We start from the raw sequence: 20,070 nt of genomic DNA on the forward strand, positions 1-20,070 counted from the left end.
TAACGTTCGGTTAATACTTCCATTTATGAAACTCCTGTTCTATAAACCATCTTTGTTCCAAGAGGTTTCCATGGTTTTTCCGTAATAGGATAGTTTCCCAAAACCCCTGCCGTCCATTTGTAAAAATCAACTTCATTTTTGCACCAGGAGAGGATTGTATTAGCGTCTGTCTCTTTATAAGGCCTTAATCGAATCATTTTCACACCACCAAATTTTTATTTTTTCCTGCTGTTAAGCTGGGATTTACAGTTTGAATTTATTCTACCATCTTTTATCACAAATAAAAAGACAGGTTCTATTCAAAATAAAAGTCTGGATGATTTTCAGAAAAACAGGCCACAGGATTTACGCTTACGAATGAAACCAGAAAATCTATGAGGGTGGGCTACAGTCTGAGTTGTTTATTATAAATTTAACGTACTCTCAGAGGTATCATATCCTTTTAAAGTTTTTGATTATTTTACGAGAGATGCTAAAAATTTTTATAGGGAGATGCCCAGGAAAACCGGTAATTCTTTACAGTAAAGAAAATATGCAGTTGATGGAAGTTACTCATTCATGAGTTTTGAAATAGTGTTGCAATAGGCAAAAGTATTATATCTACTTGAAGTTCTTCCGTAAAATGTATATAATAGGTGAGATTGAACCAACAGTAAAATGCCTTCCTATGACAGGTGGCTATACATGATTCTGAAAGTAATGATTTGGAAAAAGCACTAATTGTGAACGAGCTGCTGTTTTGGACCTATTATACACAAAAAAGCAACCTCTTTTAAAATGGGATCGCGGCAGAATATGTAAAGGTTCTAAAGTTGTGCAATATTGCCAAAAATGAGAGGAATAACATGAGAAAACTAGCTTTGAGTGATGAAATATTACTAAAAATCGAGAAGCCGGCCCGCTATATCGGGAACGAGGTAAATTCGGTTAATAAGGAAGCAAGTAAGGTGGACGTGCGCTTCTGTATGTGCTTTCCGGACGTCTACGAAATCGGAATGTCCCATCTTGGAATTCAGATTTTATATGATATGTTCAATAAAAGAGAGGATGTTTGGTGTGAGCGTGTCTATTCGCCCTGGCCTGATTTAGATGCGGTTATGCGTAAAGAGCAGATTCCGTTATTTGCACTGGAATCCCAGGACCCAATCAAAAATTTTGATTTTTTAGGCATAACCATCCAGTATGAAATGTGTTACACGAACATACTGCAGATTCTGGATTTAAGCCAGATGCCTCTCCGCGCCAAAGACAGGGGAGAGGCATATCCTATTGTCATTGGAGGAGGACCCTGTACCTATAATCCGGAACCGCTGGCGGAATTTTTTGATGTCTTCTATATCGGTGAAGGGGAAACTGTTTTTGATGAATTCCTGGATGCATATAAGGAATACAAAAAAGCAGGAAAAAGTAAAAAAGAGTTTTTAGAACGTGCCGCAGAGATTCCGGGTATTTATGTTCCTGCCTTTTACGATGCATCCTATCATGAAGATGGAACACTTGCATCCTTCACACCGAATAACGCTCATGCAAAAGAGAAAATAGAAAAACAGGTTGTGATGAACCTTTCCGATGTCTGCTATCCGGAAAAGCCTATTGTACCATTTATAAAGGCCACACAGGACCGGGTTACTCTGGAAATCCAGCGGGGATGTATCCGTGGCTGCCGTTTCTGCCAGGCAGGAATGATCTACCGGCCTACCAGGGAGCGTGATGGGGAGTTTTTGAAAAAAACGGCCCGGTCCATGCTGGAAAGTACCGGACATGAGGAAATTTCTCTGAGTTCTTTAAGCTCCAGTGATTATTCCAAACTGCCGGAATTGATAGATTACCTGATCGAGGAGTGTTCCGCGAGAAATGTAAATATTTCGCTTCCCTCCCTGCGTATTGATGCATTCTCCCTGGATGTCATGAGCAAAGTACAGGACATCAAGAAGAGCAGCCTTACCTTTGCTCCGGAGGCGGGAACACAGCGTATGCGTGATGTCATCAATAAAGGGCTCACGGAGCAGGTCATCTTGAATGGTGCGGCAGAAGCGTTTGCAGGGGGCTGGACCAGAGTGAAATTGTACTTTATGCTTGGACTTCCAACAGAGACAGAGGAGGACATGAAAGGCATTGCCCATCTGGCTGAAGAGGTTGCAAAGAAATACTATGAAATTCCAAAAGAACAGCGCCGTGGCCGATGTCAGATAGTAGCCAGCACATCCTTTTTCGTACCGAAACCGTTTACCCCCTTCCAGTGGGCCCCCATGTGCCGTAAAGAAGAGTATCTGGCGAAAGCAAAAGTAGTAAAAGATGAAATTCGTGCACAGTTAAATCAAAAGAGTATTAAATACAATTATCATGAGGCTGATGTCACTGTGCTGGAAGGGATTTTGGCAAGAGGAGACAGGCGTATTTGTGATGTGTTGGAAAAGGCTTATAAAAATGGCGCGATTTTTGATGCATGGTCCGAATATTTCCGTTATGATATTTGGATGAAAGCTTTTGATGAGCTGGGGATCAGTCCGGAATTCTATACACTCAGGGAGCGCCCGTCCGATGAACAGTTCCCCTGGGATTTTATCCATGCGGGTGTATCAAAGAAATTCCTGCGCAAGGAATGGGAGAGAGCAAAAGAGGGAGTTGTAACACCTAACTGCCGTGTGAAATGTTCCGGCTGCGGGGCAGCTTCTTATAAAGGAGGTGTCTGCATTGAAGGTTAGAGTAAAATTTGCAAAAGAAGGGGCTATGAAATTTATTGGCCACCTGGATATTATGCGGTATTTTCAGAAAGCTGTAAAACGCGCAGGGCTGGATGCTGCTTTTTCTGAGGGATACAGTCCTCATATGATCATGTCATTCGCTTCCCCCCTGGGCGTGGGGATAACCAGTACAGGTGAATACTTTGATCTGGAGCTGAAAAGTGTGTATTCATCAAAAGAAATGGTAAATAAACTGAACGATACCATGGTGGAGGGTATGCGCATTTTAAGCGTCCGTCAGGTAGAGGAAGGAAAAGCTGGAAAGGCAATGTCTCTTGTGGCTGCTGCGGATTATGTAATTACTTTCCGGGAGGGAAAGGAACCGTCAGAGGACTGGATGCAAAGAATCGCCGGGTTTACGGACCAGTCATGCATTTCTATTGTGAAAAAAACAAAGAAAAGTGAAAAAGAAGTGGATATTCGTCCGTTTATATATCGTATGGAAGAAAAAGAGGGGAGCATTTGTCTGACTTTGGCAGCAGGAAGCGCCAACAACACAAAACCCGAGCTTGTGATGGAAGCTTTCTGTGGTTTTTTAGGCGTACCTTACGATCAATGGGATTTTATGGTGCATCGAAGTGAATTATACGCCGATACCGGCACGGAAGAGGAGCGGCATCTTGTGCCGCTGGAAGATCTGGGTGAGGAAATTGAGTAAACTGGTACTAACCCCTATGGAAATTTCCGGCAGGAAACGGCTGACAGCAGCCCTGGTAAAGGATGGACGAATCTGCCAGCTTAATTTATGCCGGTTTGAACATAAGAGTATTCTGGGTAATATTTATGTGGGTAAAGTAAAAAATATCACAGAAAATATCCGTGCGGCTTTTATAGAGATTGCAGATGATATCATGTGTTATTATTCCATGGATGAGAAAGCAGTTCCGCTTTATATGAATAAAAAGAAAAGCGGAAAACTGAAACCAGGTGATGAGCTTTTGGTACAGGTGTGCAGGGAGCCGATCAGGGGAAAACTTCCCTGTGTGACCTGTGATCTGAATTTTACCGGAAGATATCTGGTCGTGACGGCTGTTTGGGCAAAGCTTGGCTTTTCGGGCAAATTAAGTGCAGAGGAGAAAAGAAGACTCAAAGAGATACTGCAGCCTATTCTGCCGGAAGATGCCGGGGTTATTGTACGCACCAACAGCAGAAATGCATCCGAAGAAGATTTACAGTCTGAATTGGATCGTCTTTTAGAATGCCTTCGGCAGATAAAGGAGAAGGCAGCAACCAGAACCTGCTTTTCTCTGATCCATGAAAATCTGCCGGAATATCTGCAGGTTCTGCAAAATGTGTATGAACAGGATTTAGAGGAGATAGTCACTGACAACAAAGAGCTTTACGGGCAGATTTCCCATTATCTGGAGTATTATGGAATGACGGACAATAGGCTGCGCCTTTATGAGGATAAACTTCTGCCGTTGTCCCGCTTATATTCCCTGGAAACGGTTCTTAAAGAAGCTTTATCTGAGAAGGTGTGGCTGAAGTCTGGTGCATTTCTGGTCATCCAGCAGACAGAGGCGTTTGTGTCCATTGATGTGAACACCGGAAAATATACCGGAAAAAAAGATTATCAGGAGACATTTCGGAAAATCAATCTGGAGGCTGCAAAGGAGATCGCGAGACAACTGCGTCTCCGTAATTTGTCCGGTATGATTTTAATAGATTTTATCAATCTGAAAGAGCAGAAAGATAAAGAGGAACTGCTGTACACTTTACAGAGATACCTGAATCAGGATCCGGTAAAGGGGAATGTGGTGGATATTACAAAACTAAATATTGTGGAAGTTACCCGCAAAAAAATAAGGAAATCCCTGGCAGAAGAGCTTCGGGAAGAATATCAGGAAAGTGTAAGGTAATCATAGTTATGAAAGTAAAATCCATGCTTACAACGCTGTGTTATATTGAAAAAGGAGACAGCTATCTGATGCTGCACCGGATTAAAAAGGAGTCTGATGTAAATAAGGACAAATGGATAGGTGTAGGCGGACATTTTGAGGAGGACGAAAGTCCGGAGGACTGTCTTTTGCGGGAAGTGAAAGAGGAGACCGGACTGACACTCACTTCATACAAATTCAGAGGTATTGTCACATTTATTTTCAAACCCCTTACAGGGGAACCAGACACGGAATATATGTGTCTGTACACAGCAGATGGATATGAAGGCACTCTTTGTGCCTGTAATGAAGGCATTCTGGAATGGGTACAGAAAAAAGAAGTGCTGAATCTGAACCTTTGGGAGGGGGACAAGATATTCTTCAAGCTTTTAGAGGAGGAACATCCTTTCTTTTCCCTGAAATTAATGTACCGGGGAGATACATTACGCGAGGCGGTGTTAGATGGAAAACGGATACAATGATTTTATGAACCCTCATAAGAAAAAACTGAAGCCGGTACATGGAATTCTTCTTTTTGTTCTGGTTATGGTTTCCTACTATACAATTATTGCCTGGATGCAGATGAGATTCGGAATGTACGGACTTGCCATGACAGAGCTATATCTGCTCTTACTGTCTGTGGGAATCACAGCTCTTGCCGGTGGGGATTTTGCGGAAGTCTTTCCGGTCAAAAAACCGTCATGGAGTAAAATATTTGGGACACTTCTGCTTTGGGCCGGGGCGTATGCTTTGGTCCTTCCGGCAACCATGGTGATCGCATGGCTGTTTCCGAAGCAGATGTTTGGCACAAGCAGCGCCTTAAATGATATAATCGCAAGCGTACCGCTGCTGGTTTCAATCTTTATTACGGCTGTTATGCCTGCTGTCTGCGAGGAGGCCATGCACAGAGGGGTAATTCTTCACAGTCTCAAAAGTTTGAAACGGGAGTGGGTGATCGTGCTGATCATGGGAGTCCTTTTTGGGCTTTTTCACGGGAGCGTATGGCGTTTTGTTCCGACTGCGCTTTTGGGCGGTGCTTTATCCTGGCTGATGCTCAGAACAGAAAATATGGTCTACCCTGCATTGTTCCATTTTGCAAATAATTTCCTGCCCACACTTCTCTCTTTTGGACAGACCAATAGCGATACTGCAGCCAGTGCAGAATACTTGATGGAAGCGGGAATTCCGGTGGCTGCCCTGGGGATTTATGTGGCTGTGGGCTGCGCGGCGCCATTTGCTCTTTATACTGCCGGTTATCTGATACGAAGGGAAAAAGGCAGAAAGGTGCCTTATTTTCCTAAAGAACATCAGACATTTTGGATTGTATTTTTGACGGTATGTTCTGTAATACCGGCTATGATAGGCGGAATATTGTTTTTGTACGGGGTTTTCTTTGACGATTCCCTGTGGCAGATGATAAGACAGAGTCCCATAGAAAATTTCAGTGTTTTTTTAACAAATTTCTTGTAAAATTTTCTGGATTATCTTGACGAACAGACATTCTTGTGCTATTATAAGCAAGTATGCCGCACAAAGAGGTTAGAAGCGCTGTGAAATAGGCAGCCACCATATTTTGGCGAGTAATGATAATAGGAGGTGCCATATGTACGCAATTATTGCAACAGGTGGTAAACAGTACAAAGTAGCCGAAGGCGATGTTATCAGAGTAGAAAAACTTGGAGCAGAAGCTGGAGAAACTGTTACATTTGACCAGGTCCTTGCCGTAAACAATGATGGGTTAAAAGTTGGTGAAGACGTAGCAAGCGCTACTGTAACCGCGTCTGTAGTTGAAAACGGTAAAGCCAAAAAGGTTATCGTTTACAAATATAAACCGAAAACCGGATACCACAAGAAAAACGGTCACAGACAGCAGTACACCAAAGTTAAGATTGAAAAAATCAACGCTTAATTATGACGTACATTACGTTTTATCAGGACAGTGACGGTGTTGTGACAGGCTTTGACACCAGTGGACATGCCGGATATGCCAGGCAGGGTGAGGATATCATCTGTGCAGCAATTTCCGCTCTTGTCATCAATGCGGTGAATTCCATTGAACAGTTTACAGAGGATGCTTTTAAAGTGGATGTGGACAGAGAAAATGGCGGCATCGTATTCAGGCTGGAGGCAAAACCTTCCAAAGAAGCAGTGTTGTTGCTGAATTCCCTCATTCTCGGATTGCAGAGAATGGAAGACGAAGAAGAAAACAGACAATATATTGATGTCATATTCGAGGAGGTGTAAGGACATGTTAAGAATGGACCTTCAATTTTTCGCTCATAAAAAAGGTGTAGGTTCTACCAAGAACGGTAGAGATTCCGAATCTAAAAGACTGGGCGCAAAAAGAGCAGACGGACAGTTTGTAAAAGCCGGAAACATCCTTTACAGACAGCGCGGAACAAAGATTCATCCGGGTGTGAATGTAGGACGCGGTGGCGACGACACTTTATTTGCATTAGTAGATGGTGTTGTTCGTTTTGAAAGAAAAGGCAGAGACAAAAAACAGGTTTCTGTAGTACCGGTAACAGCAGAGTAACAATAGAATTTACGCTTGGCGGATTTTCTGTTGTGGTGAATTAAGGGAGGCTTCAAATCGTTCTGGTTTGAAGCCGCTTTTTTTAGCAATATATCTGCCAAGGCAGATTTAGAAAGTCAGAGGTTTTTATGTTTGCAGACAGAGCAAAAATCACAATCCGTTCCGGAAAAGGGGGAGACGGCCATGTGAGTTTCCGAAGAGAACTGTATGTTGCCAACGGCGGTCCTGATGGTGGAGACGGCGGCAGAGGCGGAGATGTTATCTTTGAAGTGGATAAGGGTCTGAATGCCCTGACCGATTATCGGCATAAACGTAAATATGCGGCAGAGAACGGACAGGAAGGCGGCAAGAAAAGATGTCATGGCGCCGATGGCAAGGATATTATCCTGAAAGTTCCGGAAGGAACCGTGATCAAGGACGCAGACTCCGGCAAAGTCATTGCTGACATGTCAGGAGAAAACAAAAGACAAATCGTATTAAAAGGCGGAAGAGGCGGCAAAGGGAATATGAACTATGCCACAGCTACCATGCAGGTGCCTAAATATGCCCAGCCGGGACAGCCGGCGCAGGAGCTGGCGGTTATGCTGGAGCTGAAAGTGATAGCGGATGTGGGACTTATTGGATTTCCCAATGTGGGTAAATCAACACTGCTTACAAGAGTGAGCAATGCCAGACCGCAGATTGCCAATTATCACTTTACAACAATTAATCCTCATCTTGGAGTGGTGGATCTGGAAGGCTGTGATGGATTTGTCATTGCAGATATTCCGGGTTTGATCGAAGGTGCCTCAGAGGGTGTGGGACTTGGTCATCAGTTTCTGCGCCATATTGAGAGAACCCGTGTGCTGATTCATCTGGTGGATGCGGCATCCACAGAGGGAAGAGACCCCATTGATGATATTTATAAAATTAACAAGGAACTGGAAGCCTATGATCCTAAACTCATGGAACGTCCACAGGTGATCGCAGCCAACAAGACGGACATGATCTACAGTGAGGATGAGGACCCGGTTGAGTGCATCAGACAGGAGTTTGAGCCTCAGGGAATCAAAGTGTTCTCCATTTCTGCAGCAACAGGAAAAGGCCTGAAGGAACTTCTTTATTATGTGAAGAGCCTTCTGGATAAGATTGATAAGGAACCGGTTATTTTTGAACAGGAATTTTTCCCGGAAGATATGCTGATCGCTGAAAATCTTCCATACACCGTAAAACAGGATGAAGAGGACGAGCACCTGTTCTATATGGAAGGGCCAAAGATTGAGAAGATGCTGGGTTATACCAATCTGGATTCAGAAAAAGGATTTTCTTTCTTCCAGAGATTCTTAAAGGATAGTGGTATTCTGGCAGACCTGGAAGCAGCAGGAATTGAAGAAGGCGACACTGTACGGATGTATGGCTTTGATTTTGATTATTACAAATAGGAGATAACATGACAAGTAAACAGAGGGCTTATTTGAAAAGTCTTGCTATGACCATGGATCCCATCCTGCAGATTGGAAAATCCAGCCTGACACCGGAGAATACGGCGTCGGTAGCGGAAGCGCTGGAAGCCAGAGAACTGATTAAGATAAATGTACTTCAGAACTGTATGGACGATCCGAAACAAATTGCAGAGGTACTGGCTGAGAGGACAAAATCCCAGGTGGTACAGGTGATTGGCAAGAAAATAGTTTTATATAAAGAAGGAAAAAAAGAAAAGAAGAAAATATTTCTTCCATAATAGGATATCCTGATAAGAGGAACAGTCATGTGCGAGAAAAGAAAACGAGTGGGCATCATGGGAGGGACATTTGATCCCATCCATATTGGACATCTGATTTTGGGCGAGACAGCCTATGAGCAGTTTGACTTAGACCAGGTACTTTTTATGCCTGCAGGAAATCCTCCTCATAAGAGAAGGCGCCTTCACAGGGCAACGGATGGACAGCGCAGCGAAATGGTGAGAAGAGCAATCGCTTCAAATCCGCACTTCTCCCTCTCTTTGGAGGAGATGAATGAAGATGGATTCACTTACACGTACAGAACTCTGGAGCGTTTAAAGGCAGAGCACCAGGATACAGATTATTTTTTTATTCTGGGCGCAGATTCTCTTTTTGATTTTGACAAATGGAGGGAGCCTGGAAGAATATGCAGGGCATGTACCGTGGTGGCGGCAACGCGAAATCATACCAGCCAAGAACGTCTGGATGAGGCGATCCGTTTCCTGGAGGAGAAATACTGCGGAACTTTCCGCAAACTGAATTCCCTGAATATTGATATATCGTCAGCCATGCTCCGCTCCTGGATTGCAGGGCAGAGGACAATAAAGTATTATGTGCCTGACAATGTGATCGCATATATCAGGGAGAACCATATTTACGAGGAATGTGATACAGATGAATTATGATTTGAAAGCCTTTTCAAAAAAGCTGAAGAAACATCTCGATGAAGAGCGTTATATACACACTCTTGGAGTTATGTATACAGCGGCGGCTTTAGCTATGGCCCACGGCGGTGATTTGGAAAAGGCCCAGACAGCAGGGCTGCTTCATGACTGTGCAAAATGTATACCTAACGATAAGAAGCTGAAGTTGTGTGAAAAAAAGAATATTCCGGTTTCGGAGATAGAAAAACAGGCACCATTTCTTCTGCATGCAAAACTTGGAGTTTATATAGCCGGGAAAAAATATGATGTAGAGGATAAAGAGATTCTGTCTGCTGTCCGCTGGCACACCACAGGCAAGCCTGAGATGACACAGCTTGAACAAATCATATATCTGGCAGACTATATAGAGCCTGGCAGAGACAAGGCACCAAATCTGCTTAAAGTACGCAGACTGGCTTTCGAGAATCTGGATGAGTGTATGTATGAGGTGCTGAAGGATACACTGGACTATCTTGGCAGCGATCCAAAGACTCTGGATCCTGCTACAAAAGAAGCATTTATTTATTACGAGAAAATTCATAACAGTAAAATACAGAAGGAGGCGAATATATGAACAGCAAAGAAATTGCACGGATGGCATGTGAGGCACTGGAAGACAAAAAAGCGCTGGAAGTAAAGATTATCAATATTGAAAAGGTATCTACTCTGGCAGATTATTTTATTATTGCCAGCGGAAGCAACCGGAATCAGGTACAGGCCATGGCAGATAATGTGGAAGAAATTCTTGGAAAAGCACAGATCGAGCCAAAGCAGATTGAAGGTTATCAAAATGCAAACTGGATTCTGATGGATTACAGGGATGTGGTTATCCATATCTTTGATGAAGAAAACCGCCTTTTCTACGATTTGGAAAGAATCTGGAGAGATGGTTCCCTGATTGAAAAAGAAGAACTGGATAAATAGAGACCACGCTTCCACGGTTATCTATTATCATGAATAATTATAAGAGCTGCCGTGCAGATGGAGACTTCTGCACGGCGGCTTTTATATTGTGCTGTGTTATATGTACCTTGTTCCTGATGACAGGAATTTTGCGGTTTAACATTACTTCATGAATCGGAAAACCCCAATTACCTTTCCCAGTACCTGGAACTGCTGTTCCGGATATATCACAATGGGATCCATATAGTCGTTCTCCGGCTGGAGACGGATATGGTCTTTTTCTTTATAAAATGTTTTGATCGTTGCCGAGTCATCAACCAAAGCAACAATCTTATCGCCGTTCTCGGCATTCTCCTGTTTCTCAACCACTACATAGTCACCGCTGAATATACCTGCATTGACCATACTGTCCCCCTGTACAACCAGCATAAATGTCTGTTTGTTGGGCATATACTCAGACGGAATTGGGAAATAGCCTTCTACGTTCTGCATGGCAAGCAGCGGTTCTCCGGCTGCAACCTTGCCGATGATCGGTACATTTATGGTCTCTCTTCTGACGAGGTTGAAGTTATCATCTACAATTTCAATTGCCCGCGGCTTAGTGGGGTCTCTTCTTATATAGCCGTTTTTCTCCAGCGTTTCCAGATGTGAGTGTACGGAAGAGGTGGATTTTAAATTGACTGCCTCACAGATTTCGCGTACAGATGGCGGAAAACCGCGGTTAAGGATTTCGTTTTTCATATATTCTAAAATTTCGGATTGTTTTTTACTGATTTTTCCATATGACATATGTAATACCTCCGGTTCTGATCTGATAGGGGTTTGTTTTTGGAGCGATATGGTTTGCTGCCCATGCGATCACTAAAAATATAATAACATATTTTGATACGAAATGCAAACAGATATTCGGAATATTTGTTCGATTACTATTGACAAACGTGTGTTCTTGTATTATGATGGGTTATAGTAAATAGAACGCATGTTCGCGAACATATATTTGTATGTACGAAGGAGAAAAGCTATGAGGGAAAGCAGGAAAAGAGCAAGAAGACGGAGAACAAACAGAGCAAAACTTTTGGGGATTGGTTTTTTGGCTTTGGTGATAACATTGATTTTTTCTGTCCGGGCAGCCGCTACAGCCAATGCGGGAACTGCTGACAGCAGCCGGACCAAATATTATGCCAGTATCCAGATAGAGAAAGGTACCAGCCTGTGGGAGATTGCTGGTGATTATATGACAGAGGAGTACAATTCTGCGCAGCAGTATATAGAGGAAGTAATGCAGATGAATCATTTGGAAAGTGATATTATCTATGAGGGAGCTTATCTTTGTGTTCCTTATTATTCTTCCGAACAAAAGTAAAGGGGAGCTGTGCGATGCGCGGCAAAATCGCAACATCCTAAGCTGCCCGGCGTCAGAATGCAATTAATAGTATTCTCCACCCTGAAAGGCGGAACTGCCATAATGGGATCAGTAGTGCATTGTGCAGCGTGTTGCTGAAGGAAAAACTGTGATTTAAGCAAATTGTGAACAGTGACATATGAAACATTGTTTGTATGCATATGGTCATGCCTGCTTTTTTGTGATAAGATAAAAATCAAGTATAGGAAGACTGCTGTTCAAAGGGATGGGATTTTACAGTATGTGAACAGCGGCATCCGGTTATTATACGGCAATATAGCACAGATAATAAATCACAATAGAGACGGGCGGATACGTGCAGAGGGAAGTTTATGAATCGAAAGAAAGTGACATCAACAGATGTGGCCAAGAGAGCAGGAGTATCCCAGGCCACAGTATCAATGGTTCTGAATCAGAAGTACAATGTCTCCTTTTCCAGAGAGACGATCAAAAAAGTTGAACAGGCGGCAAAGGAGTTAGGATATACCAATGAGAAGAAACCGCGCGCCTCCAGAATACGCATGCGTGGTACCATATTTGTTGTCTGCCCTAATTTTACAAATCCCTATTATTTTTCGCTGATACAAGGGATAGAAAAGACAGCGCAGAAAAATAAATTTGATGTTTTTCTGTGTAATACCAGAAGGGATTATCAAACTGAGGAGAAGTATTTAAAAAAGATAGAAAAACTGAATCCTTCTGGGGTTATCTATACTTTTGCACCTACTTTTCCGGAATCCCTGCAGAATGTGTCGAAGAAAATCCCTGTGGTTCTGATCGGTGAGAAGGATGTGGTGTCAGGGATAGATACCGTGGTATTGAACAGTGAAAAAATGGGACGTATGCTTGCAGAGTATTTACTGGGACTGGGGCACCGTAAAGTTGGTTTCATTTCAACCCCTTTGACAGAGCGGCAGTCAGCCCGCAGAGCAAGAATCAAAGGCTTTTGCGAGACTTTTGCGGAAGCCGGCTGTTCCCATGGGGTATATGTAAGAAGCCTTCCGAAAGAAATGGATATTATGTTTCAGGAAATTGACATGGAATACAGGACCGGATATGAACTGACATTGGAACTGATCCAGCAGGTGCCCCAGATTACCGCGATCGCAGGAACAAACGATATGGTTGCCCTGGGAATCAGAGATGCACTGTTGAAGGAGAAATACAGGATTCCGGAAGATATTTCTGTAATTGGATGTGATAATCTTCTTTTTTCAGGTCTCAGAGGAATTGACCTAACAACCGTGGAACATTATGTTTCAAAAAAAGGCGAGGATGCCTGTGAGATCCTTATACAGGAGATGGGAGAACAGAAGGCTAAAAATAACAGCACTGGAGAAAATATGGTTCATCATATTGAATATGAACCACGACTCGTAGTAAGAGGCAGTAGTTCTTATCCGAAATTAAAATAGATGGTCTGAAAAAGCAGGAGCGATTGCAATACTTGAATGGTTGCAAGTCTAGCAAAGGGGGACCGCCAATTTCAGCATTCGGATTCAAAATCTAAAATGCGAAATAAAAAATATAAAGTAGCTTGCGTCAAAAAATTGGCAAAAGGCATCTTGAAGATTGAACACATCATATTCTGCAATTGTACATGAGAAAATGATGTATCCGGTTTGAGAGATGTCTTTTGTTTTTTGGTTTTACTTATTAAAACGGCAGCTATCTATTTTTTATAGGTGTTATAGGAGCGGATGAAAAAATGTAACAGATGTGATGAAGCTCCGCCCCTCCATGAACATAGTAGTAGTTTTCTAAATATTAATAGATATAACGGCTCTTATTTGTTCTTGAAAACGATTACAGAGTAGTGTATTATATCCCATATAGAACCAATGATTGATGGGAAACAGCAAAAACAAGAATAAACAAGTGATGAGCAAGAACAAAACAAGAACAAACAAGAATAAACAAGTAAGAGGCAAGCACAAATAAGAACTAAGAGTAGAAAATCAATTTAAATTATTTTCGCGTTTACAAAAACACAATGCAGCAAACGGTATTGGTCCCACATAGAAATAAGGACAATGTTTGTTCCTTACTCGTTGGCAGGCCCTGGAAAGGAGACAGAAGCCATGTTCATGGAAGAACGTCAAAAGATGATTGTCGAGATGGTAAATAAATCCGGTCACATCTCAGTCAATGAAATACAGGAGCGATTTCATGTATCCTCCGATTGTGTCAGAAGAGACCTGCGTTCTCTGGAAAGCAGAGGATTATTAAAAAGAACACATGGAGGTGCGATCAGCACCGGTCCAAAAGGGAAATATCCGGAAGAACTGTATAATCCCAAAGAGGTTTCAGATATGAATGAACTCTGTCTTGCAGCGGCAAAAAAAGCTGCGGAATATATTGTGGAAAATGACGTAGTATATCTGACTACCTCTGTGGTTGGTTATTATATGGCGAAATATCTGCCAACAGATTTTTCCTTTACGGTAGTCACCAATTCCGTGACAGTGGCAGACGAACTGCGGAGACATTTGAATGTGTCTGTCATACTGCTTGGCGGGGAGATGTCCCACCGAGGGCACTGCCATGATTTCTATACAATGCAGATGATGAAAAATATAAGTCTGGATAAAGCATTTTTGTCACATACAGCTTTGTCGATTGAAAATGGAGCATCTATACACAACAGTGCCGGAGTGGAATTTGGCAGGCTGATCATGAAAAACAGCTCCAGGAACATAGGAGTGTATCCCTCCGAGAAATTGGGGAAAAAATCAATTCACTCAGTTTGCCCGATCACTGCATATGATCTTCTGATTACCGATGACCAGGTTTCTGAAGACTTTGTCATGCAGGCAGAGAAATTAAAAGTAAAGGTTGACATTGCGGTTGTATAAAGGATCCGTCCGTATGTCTGCTGCACGAGGAGGAAAAATGTACTGTATATTAGTGACCGGGATACCCGCGTCCGGAAAGACTGCCCTGGCAGAGTATTTGTCAGCATCTCTGCATATTCCGTTGGTTTCAAAGGACAAGATCAAAGAAATTTTATTCGATACTATTGGTTTTCGCTCCAGGACAGAAAAAGTTGCGCTTGGAACAGGAGCGATGGAGACCATGTATTATTTTGCAGGCCAGATGATGAGGACAGGACAGCCGTTCCTGCTGGAAAATAATTTTGAAAATGTCTCGAGACCGGGAATTCAGTCATTGCTTGAAGAATATGGTTATCAGGCTGTAACTGTTCGCCTTACCGGGGACTATAACGTTCTATTCAAGAGGATGACAGAAAGAAATAATTCACCAGACAGACACAAAGGCCATATTGTTAATGATTGTTATCAAAAGCCGGAAATAAACCCAAAAACAAAGCCAAAAACAAACCCAGAAACAAATCCAGAAACAAATCCAGAAACAAACCCAGAAACAAACCCAGAAACAAACCCAGAAACAAACCCAGAAACAAACCCAGAAATAAACATACAGCCAGTTCTCACACAGGAAGAGTTTATCCGGGGAATTACAGAGCGGGGGATGGTAGAGTTTCGGCTTCCGGGACCAGTTATGGAGATTGACACCACAGACTTTTCAAAAGTGGATTTGCGGCATGTGACAGAAGAACTGCAAAATATAATATCCAGCCTAAAACTGCAAAGATAGCTGCAGTTTGGTAAATTTATTTATAATTTAAATTATTAATAATACTATCAATTAATAATTTAAACGGTAGTTTGACATTCTTAAAGATTCTGCTATAGTAAAAACATAGGGTGATAATTCAGTACCAATACCGTTACCCAAAATAGAATCTGACAGAAAGGAGCAGAGTGTGGCGCACAGCTAGCTGAAAGTAATGTTTCGTCGCACTCCGGAGCAAAACAATGGAAAAGATAAACTGGAAAAAATATTTGGAGAAACCATATCACTGTTCCTGTGGAAAGACACATGTGTGCAGCATTGAGGATATTATCATTGAGGAGAATGCCATTGAGCGTCTTCCTGAAATTTTGGGAAAGCATGGCTATAAAAAACTCTGTGTGGTCAGTGATATCAATACACAAGAGGTGGCTGGGGAAAAAGTATGTGCAGTGCTGAACAAGACGCCAATTCCATATCAGACAATTGTTTTTCAGGATAAGGAGCTTGTGCCGGATGAGGAGGCAGTCACATATTTTCTTACAGAGATTGACAGGGACTGTGATCTGATCATCGGCGTGGGATCTGGTACTATCAACGATTTATGCCGTTTTATCAGTTTTAAAATGAATCTGGATTATTATATTGTGGGTACAGCACCGTCAATGGACGGCTATGCCTCCAATGTTTCACCGCTTATAATCAAGCATCTGAAAACTACATATGAAGCCCATACAGCAAAAGTGATAATCGGAGATCTGGATATTCTGGCCCAGGCACCGCTGTCCATGATCGCTGCAGGCGCAGGTGATATTCTGGGAAAATATGTCTGCCTGACAGACTGGCAGCTTGCTCACATTATTAATGGGGAATATTACTGTCCGGAGATGGCTGCTATGGTGAGGGAATCTATCCAGAAGGTAGTAGATCACGCAGAGAGGGCAGCAAAAAGAGAGAAAGAGGCAGTGGCAGCCATTATGGAAGGTCTTGTACTCAGCGGTATTGTCATGAGCTATATCGGCAATTCCAGGCCTGCATCAGGAAGTGAGCATCACATGTCTCATTACTGGGAAATGATGTTTCTGCTTGACCAGCAGCCGGATCCCCTTCACGGCACAAAGGTGGGAATCGGAACTGTGGCAGCTATCAAGATGTATGAAAAGCTCCGGGAGCTTGGCAAAGATGCAGTGCCAGGCAGCGCACCGCATTTTGACTACAATACCTGGAGCGAAGAGATTGAGACAGCCTACGGACCGGCAGCGCCTGGTGTCCTGAAATTGGAGCAGTCCATCGGAAAAAATAAAAATGAAGAAGTAACAAGAAGAAGAGCGGCTTATCTGCAGCATTTGGATAAGATTCAGGCGCTGATTGATGAGCTGCCAAAGGCGGAGACAATTATTGACATTCTGAAGTCAATGGACGCGTCATATTATCCGGAGCAGATCAAGGTGACAAAAGATGTTTTCAAACGGAGCATTTATTATGCGAAAGATTTGAGAAACCGTTTTGGGCTTCTGCAGCTTTTATTTGACCTGGAGCTTCAGGAAGGATTCAGTAAAGACCTGATCAAAGAAATATATAAGGCATAATTCACATTGCACTGCCCCTCCTGCTTGTGATAAACTAGAAGCAATGATGAAAAAAGGAGCTTAGAGTCATGAGACAGATTTTGGAGAACGAATTTCTGAGAGTATCCATAGAGGACCACGGTGCTGAATTAGTCAGTGTGTATGATAAGGAAAATGAGAGAGAAGAGTTATGGCAGGCAAAGCCACCTTATTGGAACCGCCACGCGCCTGTTCTCTTTCCAAATGTAGGAAAGCATCACAACGATACATACCGTCTGCAGGAACAGGAATTCCATACCAGCCAGCATGGATTTGCCAGAGACAGGGAGTTTGTCTGTATCAGCAGGACAGATTCGGCCCTTACCCACAAACTGATTTCGGATGAGAACACCAGAAGCTATTTTCCCTTTGATTTTGAACTGCATATCACACACCGTCTGGAGGAAAGGAAGCTTACCGTGGAATGGAATGTGGTGAACAACAGTGGAGATACCATGTATTTCACGATCGGTGGACATCCCGGTTTCAACGTTCCCATTCTGCAGGGTAGTAAACAGACCGATTATTACCTTTTGTTTAAAGAGGGACCGGCGCTTAAATACAAACTGGTGTATGGCGACAGCGGTACGGCAGATGCTTCCAAAGAATACACGCTGCATGTGGAAGAGGCGGAAGGATATTACAGATGCCCCATTACAGATCATATGTTTGACAGGGATGCCCTGATCTTTGATGATACCCAGATTGAATGGGTGGGGATCGGATACCCTGACGGGAGACCTTATGTGACCATGGAGTGCGAAGGGTTTACCAATTTCGGCATCTGGACAATGCCGGGAGGACCTTATATCTGTCTGGAGCCATGGATGGGGCGCTGTGATGACTATGGTTTCACAGGAGATATTTCAGAAAAACCGGATATTATTTCTCTGAAAAAAGGGGAAACTTTTCATAAGGGTTATTGCCTTACTTTTCACAGATAAGCGGCCGGGATTTTGGAACTTATAAAAAGAAGATCAAAAAGCTGCAGGGCAGAAATGTTCGGCAGCTTTTTTGTAGAGATTTTGTAGAGATTTTTTTGTTATCCTGATTATAAAATGGATAAAAATGCTCTTGGCAGGAAAAGAAGTACTCGCGCAGAGCTGGATGGGAGGAAGAATGGCGGAAAAAATTTTGATCGTGGATGACGAGAAGGATATCCGCTGTATGCTGAAAGATTATTTTGAGCTGCAGGGATATGAAATTTATACAGCGGATGGCGGGGAGGACGCGTTGGAAAAAATGAAGATACAGCCTGATATGATCCTTCTCGACATTAATATGCCGGATATGGACGGATATGAGGTCTGCAGAAGGATCAGAGATTATGTGAGCTGTCCCATTCTCTTTCTCACTGCAAGAGTGGAAGAGCAGGACAGAGTAAATGGACTGATGGTTGGCGGTGATGATTATATTATGAAACCGTTCAGCATGGATGAACTGGAGGCCAGAATTATGGCACATCTGCGGCGGGAGCGACGAATGGCATCCAGAGAACAACTTAGGTTTCAGGGAAAGCTGGTAATCAATTACTCACAGCGGAAAGTGTTTTATGGAAAGGAACAGATACCGTTCACCAAAATGGAATTTGACCTTATAGAGTTTTTATCCATGCATAAAAAACAGGTGTTCAGCAAAGAACGCATTTATGAAGCTGTCCGTGGGTATGACGGGGATGGAGACAGCAGTATTATTATGGAGCATATCAGAAGGATCCGGTTGAAACTGAAAAAATATACAAACCATGACTATATAGAAACTGTTTGGGGAGTGGGCTATCAATGGATTGGATAGAAGAATACCTGGAGGATCTGGGAAAGAAAATCAGAAATCTGAATCTCAGGAAATCTCTGCGCTTTTATATTTTCGTGGCGGTACTGGCAATCTGTCTGGCCTCTGCCATGACGATACAGACCTGCAATGGATGGAAACGGATCATTGAGAAGCCGTATGGGCACAAGACATCGCAGATGGTACTGGATAAGGAGAAGAATACTGTCTTTACCTTTGAGTATTCAATACCGGAAAAAAAGCTGACCAAGTTGGATATCCTGTTGCTGGAAGGCATTAATATTCTGCAGTATGGGTGCGTGCTGCTGTATTCTGTACTGGCAATTGCTTTTGTGTCCAGGCTGTATTACAGGAATAAGCTGAAAAAGCCCATTGATATTATGACAGATGCAGCCCAGCATATTTCCCAAAATGACATGGGGTATTCCTGCAGATATGACAGTTCGGATGAAATGGGCCAGCTCTGCAGATGCCTGGATGACATGCGCCTGCAGCTCATTTCGTATCAGGAGAACCTCTGGAATCAGGCAGAAGACCAGAGAACTCTGAACGCGGCGTTTGCCCATGATCTGCGCACGCCGCTTACCGTTATGCAGGGATATGTGGACTTGCTGCTTCGCTTTTATCCGGATGACCGGCTGCAAAAAGAAAAGGTTATAGAGATTCTCCATACCATGCAGGAACAACTGGGAAGGCTCGAGAACTTTGGAGGGACCATGAAAGAGATCCACAGTATGGAAGAACGGATGCCAAAGGGGAAGCATATCCGCTTCTCCTGTCTCTTTGAAAAAATATGTGAGACGGCAGCGCCTCTTAATGAGACAAGCGGTACCGAAATTGTAGTGAGGATGAAGGGAAATCCGGAGACGGAACTGCTGGCAGATGATTTTTTTGTTCTGGAAGTGGCTGAAAACCTTCTGTCAAACGCCCTCCGTTATGCAGATAAGAGGATTGAAGTGCTCCTGGAAGCCGGGCGTGAGGAGGGGCCCATCCGTCTGTATGTAAAAGATGACGGAAGAGGGTTTTCAAAAGAGGAACTGGTGAAAGCTGTCTCTCCATATTACAGGGAAAAGAAGGGGGACAACAGCCATTTTGGCATAGGATTGTCCATCAGTGCCCTGCTCTGTAAAAAACACGGGGGAGAGCTGGAACTTGCCAACAGTATTTGCGGAGGTGCAATTGTCTGCGCGGTATTTTCCTGTCTGTAGGGAA

The 20,070-nt window shown here is 43.1% G+C and carries 23 protein-coding genes; 21 read left to right on the forward strand and 2 right to left on the reverse strand.

From position 1 onward, the window contains the following. Window positions 1–23: 23 nt before the first annotated feature. On the reverse strand, window positions 24–197 hold the full coding sequence (locus A4V09_RS06525; RefSeq protein WP_330396519.1) for a hypothetical protein: 174 nt from the start codon (window positions 195–197) through the stop codon (window positions 24–26). Between the two features lie 648 nt (window positions 198–845). On the opposite strand from A4V09_RS06525, the gene A4V09_RS06530 reads away from it, so the two are divergent. From A4V09_RS06530 to rsfS, 13 genes are all read left to right on the forward strand, one after another. Further along, window positions 846–2,705: a TIGR03960 family B12-binding radical SAM protein gene (locus tag A4V09_RS06530; RefSeq protein ID WP_065541636.1), complete on the forward strand. Its 1,860-nt coding sequence runs from the start codon at window positions 846–848 to the stop codon at window positions 2,703–2,705. After that, window positions 2,695–3,402, forward strand: a complete 708-nt coding sequence (locus A4V09_RS06535) for a TIGR03936 family radical SAM-associated protein (RefSeq protein ID WP_065541637.1) — start codon at window positions 2,695–2,697, stop codon at window positions 3,400–3,402. Before A4V09_RS06530 ends, A4V09_RS06535 begins: the two co-directional genes overlap by 11 nt. After that, window positions 3,386–4,603, forward strand: a complete 1,218-nt coding sequence (locus tag A4V09_RS06540; protein ID WP_065544666.1) for a ribonuclease E/G — start codon at window positions 3,386–3,388, stop codon at window positions 4,601–4,603. Before A4V09_RS06535 ends, A4V09_RS06540 begins: the two co-directional genes overlap by 17 nt. 8 nt (window positions 4,604–4,611) lie before the next feature. Continuing rightward, window positions 4,612–5,103 (forward strand): NUDIX hydrolase, encoded by a 492-nt coding sequence (locus A4V09_RS06545; RefSeq protein ID WP_065541638.1) that lies wholly within the window; start codon window positions 4,612–4,614, stop codon window positions 5,101–5,103. After that, window positions 5,084–6,091 (forward strand): CPBP family intramembrane glutamic endopeptidase, encoded by a 1,008-nt coding sequence (locus tag A4V09_RS06550; RefSeq protein ID WP_065541639.1) that lies wholly within the window; start codon window positions 5,084–5,086, stop codon window positions 6,089–6,091. Before A4V09_RS06545 ends, A4V09_RS06550 begins: the two co-directional genes overlap by 20 nt. A 133-nt stretch (window positions 6,092–6,224) precedes the next feature. Further along, complete coding sequence (gene rplU / locus A4V09_RS06555) at window positions 6,225–6,530, forward strand: 50S ribosomal protein L21 (protein ID WP_033139570.1); 306 nt, start codon at window positions 6,225–6,227, stop codon at window positions 6,528–6,530. 2 nt (window positions 6,531–6,532) lie between these two features. Then, a complete protein-coding gene (locus A4V09_RS06560; RefSeq protein ID WP_065541640.1) occupies window positions 6,533–6,865 on the forward strand; it encodes a ribosomal-processing cysteine protease Prp in 333 nt (110 codons plus the stop codon). A gap of 4 nt (window positions 6,866–6,869) precedes the next feature. Beyond that, the gene (gene rpmA / locus A4V09_RS06565) at window positions 6,870–7,157 is read left to right on the forward strand and encodes a 50S ribosomal protein L27 (RefSeq protein ID WP_018598162.1); all 288 of its coding nucleotides are present in this window, start codon (window positions 6,870–6,872) and stop codon (window positions 7,155–7,157) included. A 128-nt stretch (window positions 7,158–7,285) separates the two neighbouring features. Beyond that, window positions 7,286–8,578, forward strand: coding sequence for a GTPase ObgE (gene obgE / locus A4V09_RS06570; RefSeq protein WP_065541641.1), 1,293 nt, complete (start codon window positions 7,286–7,288; stop codon window positions 8,576–8,578). Between the two features lie 8 nt (window positions 8,579–8,586). Next, window positions 8,587–8,877, forward strand: coding sequence for a ribosome assembly RNA-binding protein YhbY (gene yhbY / locus A4V09_RS06575; protein ID WP_065541642.1), 291 nt, complete (start codon window positions 8,587–8,589; stop codon window positions 8,875–8,877). Window positions 8,878–8,904: 27 nt separating this feature from the next. Beyond that, on the forward strand, window positions 8,905–9,543 hold the full coding sequence (gene nadD, locus A4V09_RS06580) for a nicotinate-nucleotide adenylyltransferase (RefSeq protein WP_065541643.1): 639 nt from the start codon (window positions 8,905–8,907) through the stop codon (window positions 9,541–9,543). Beyond that, window positions 9,533–10,135, forward strand: a complete 603-nt coding sequence (gene yqeK, locus A4V09_RS06585; protein ID WP_065541644.1) for a bis(5'-nucleosyl)-tetraphosphatase (symmetrical) YqeK — start codon at window positions 9,533–9,535, stop codon at window positions 10,133–10,135. Before nadD ends, yqeK begins: the two co-directional genes overlap by 11 nt. Then, window positions 10,132–10,485, forward strand: coding sequence for a ribosome silencing factor (gene rsfS, locus A4V09_RS06590; RefSeq protein ID WP_018598167.1), 354 nt, complete (start codon window positions 10,132–10,134; stop codon window positions 10,483–10,485). The genes yqeK and rsfS overlap by 4 nt, the downstream gene beginning before the upstream one ends. A 141-nt stretch (window positions 10,486–10,626) precedes the next feature. Here the strand turns inward: rsfS and lexA are convergent, their stop codons facing one another. Further along, on the reverse strand, window positions 10,627–11,253 hold the full coding sequence (lexA, locus tag A4V09_RS06595) for a transcriptional repressor LexA (protein ID WP_065541645.1): 627 nt from the start codon (window positions 11,251–11,253) through the stop codon (window positions 10,627–10,629). Between the two features lie 232 nt (window positions 11,254–11,485). On the opposite strand from lexA, the gene A4V09_RS06600 reads away from it, so the two are divergent. The 8 genes from A4V09_RS06600 to A4V09_RS06635 all read left to right on the forward strand — a co-directional run bounded on the left by A4V09_RS06600 (window position 11,486) and on the right by A4V09_RS06635 (window position 20,066). Next, window positions 11,486–11,827: a LysM peptidoglycan-binding domain-containing protein gene (locus A4V09_RS06600; protein WP_065541646.1), complete on the forward strand. Its 342-nt coding sequence runs from the start codon at window positions 11,486–11,488 to the stop codon at window positions 11,825–11,827. A 371-nt stretch (window positions 11,828–12,198) separates the two neighbouring features. Then, the gene (locus tag A4V09_RS06605) at window positions 12,199–13,281 is read left to right on the forward strand and encodes a LacI family DNA-binding transcriptional regulator (protein WP_065541647.1); all 1,083 of its coding nucleotides are present in this window, start codon (window positions 12,199–12,201) and stop codon (window positions 13,279–13,281) included. Window positions 13,282–13,947: 666 nt separating this feature from the next. Then, on the forward strand, window positions 13,948–14,721 hold the full coding sequence (locus A4V09_RS06610; RefSeq protein WP_065541648.1) for a DeoR/GlpR family DNA-binding transcription regulator: 774 nt from the start codon (window positions 13,948–13,950) through the stop codon (window positions 14,719–14,721). A gap of 37 nt (window positions 14,722–14,758) precedes the next feature. Further along, window positions 14,759–15,484, forward strand: a complete 726-nt coding sequence (locus tag A4V09_RS06615; RefSeq protein WP_065541649.1) for a P-loop nucleotide/nucleoside kinase family protein — start codon at window positions 14,759–14,761, stop codon at window positions 15,482–15,484. A 221-nt stretch (window positions 15,485–15,705) separates the two neighbouring features. Beyond that, window positions 15,706–17,049 carry a sn-glycerol-1-phosphate dehydrogenase gene (locus A4V09_RS06620; RefSeq protein ID WP_065541650.1) on the forward strand — a complete coding sequence of 448 codons (1,344 nt, stop codon included), beginning with the start codon at window positions 15,706–15,708 and terminating at the stop codon, window positions 17,047–17,049. A 68-nt stretch (window positions 17,050–17,117) separates the two neighbouring features. Continuing rightward, on the forward strand, window positions 17,118–18,011 hold the full coding sequence (locus A4V09_RS06625) for an aldose 1-epimerase family protein (protein ID WP_065541651.1): 894 nt from the start codon (window positions 17,118–17,120) through the stop codon (window positions 18,009–18,011). 175 nt (window positions 18,012–18,186) lie between these two features. Continuing rightward, window positions 18,187–18,861 (forward strand): response regulator transcription factor, encoded by a 675-nt coding sequence (locus tag A4V09_RS06630; RefSeq protein ID WP_065541652.1) that lies wholly within the window; start codon window positions 18,187–18,189, stop codon window positions 18,859–18,861. Then, window positions 18,849–20,066, forward strand: coding sequence for a sensor histidine kinase (locus tag A4V09_RS06635; RefSeq protein WP_065541653.1), 1,218 nt, complete (start codon window positions 18,849–18,851; stop codon window positions 20,064–20,066). Before A4V09_RS06630 ends, A4V09_RS06635 begins: the two co-directional genes overlap by 13 nt. Window positions 20,067–20,070: the final 4 nt, after the last annotated feature.

It is taken from the genome of Blautia pseudococcoides (assembly GCF_001689125.2).
GTDB classification, from domain to species: Bacteria; Bacillota; Clostridia; order Lachnospirales; family Lachnospiraceae; genus Blautia; species Blautia pseudococcoides.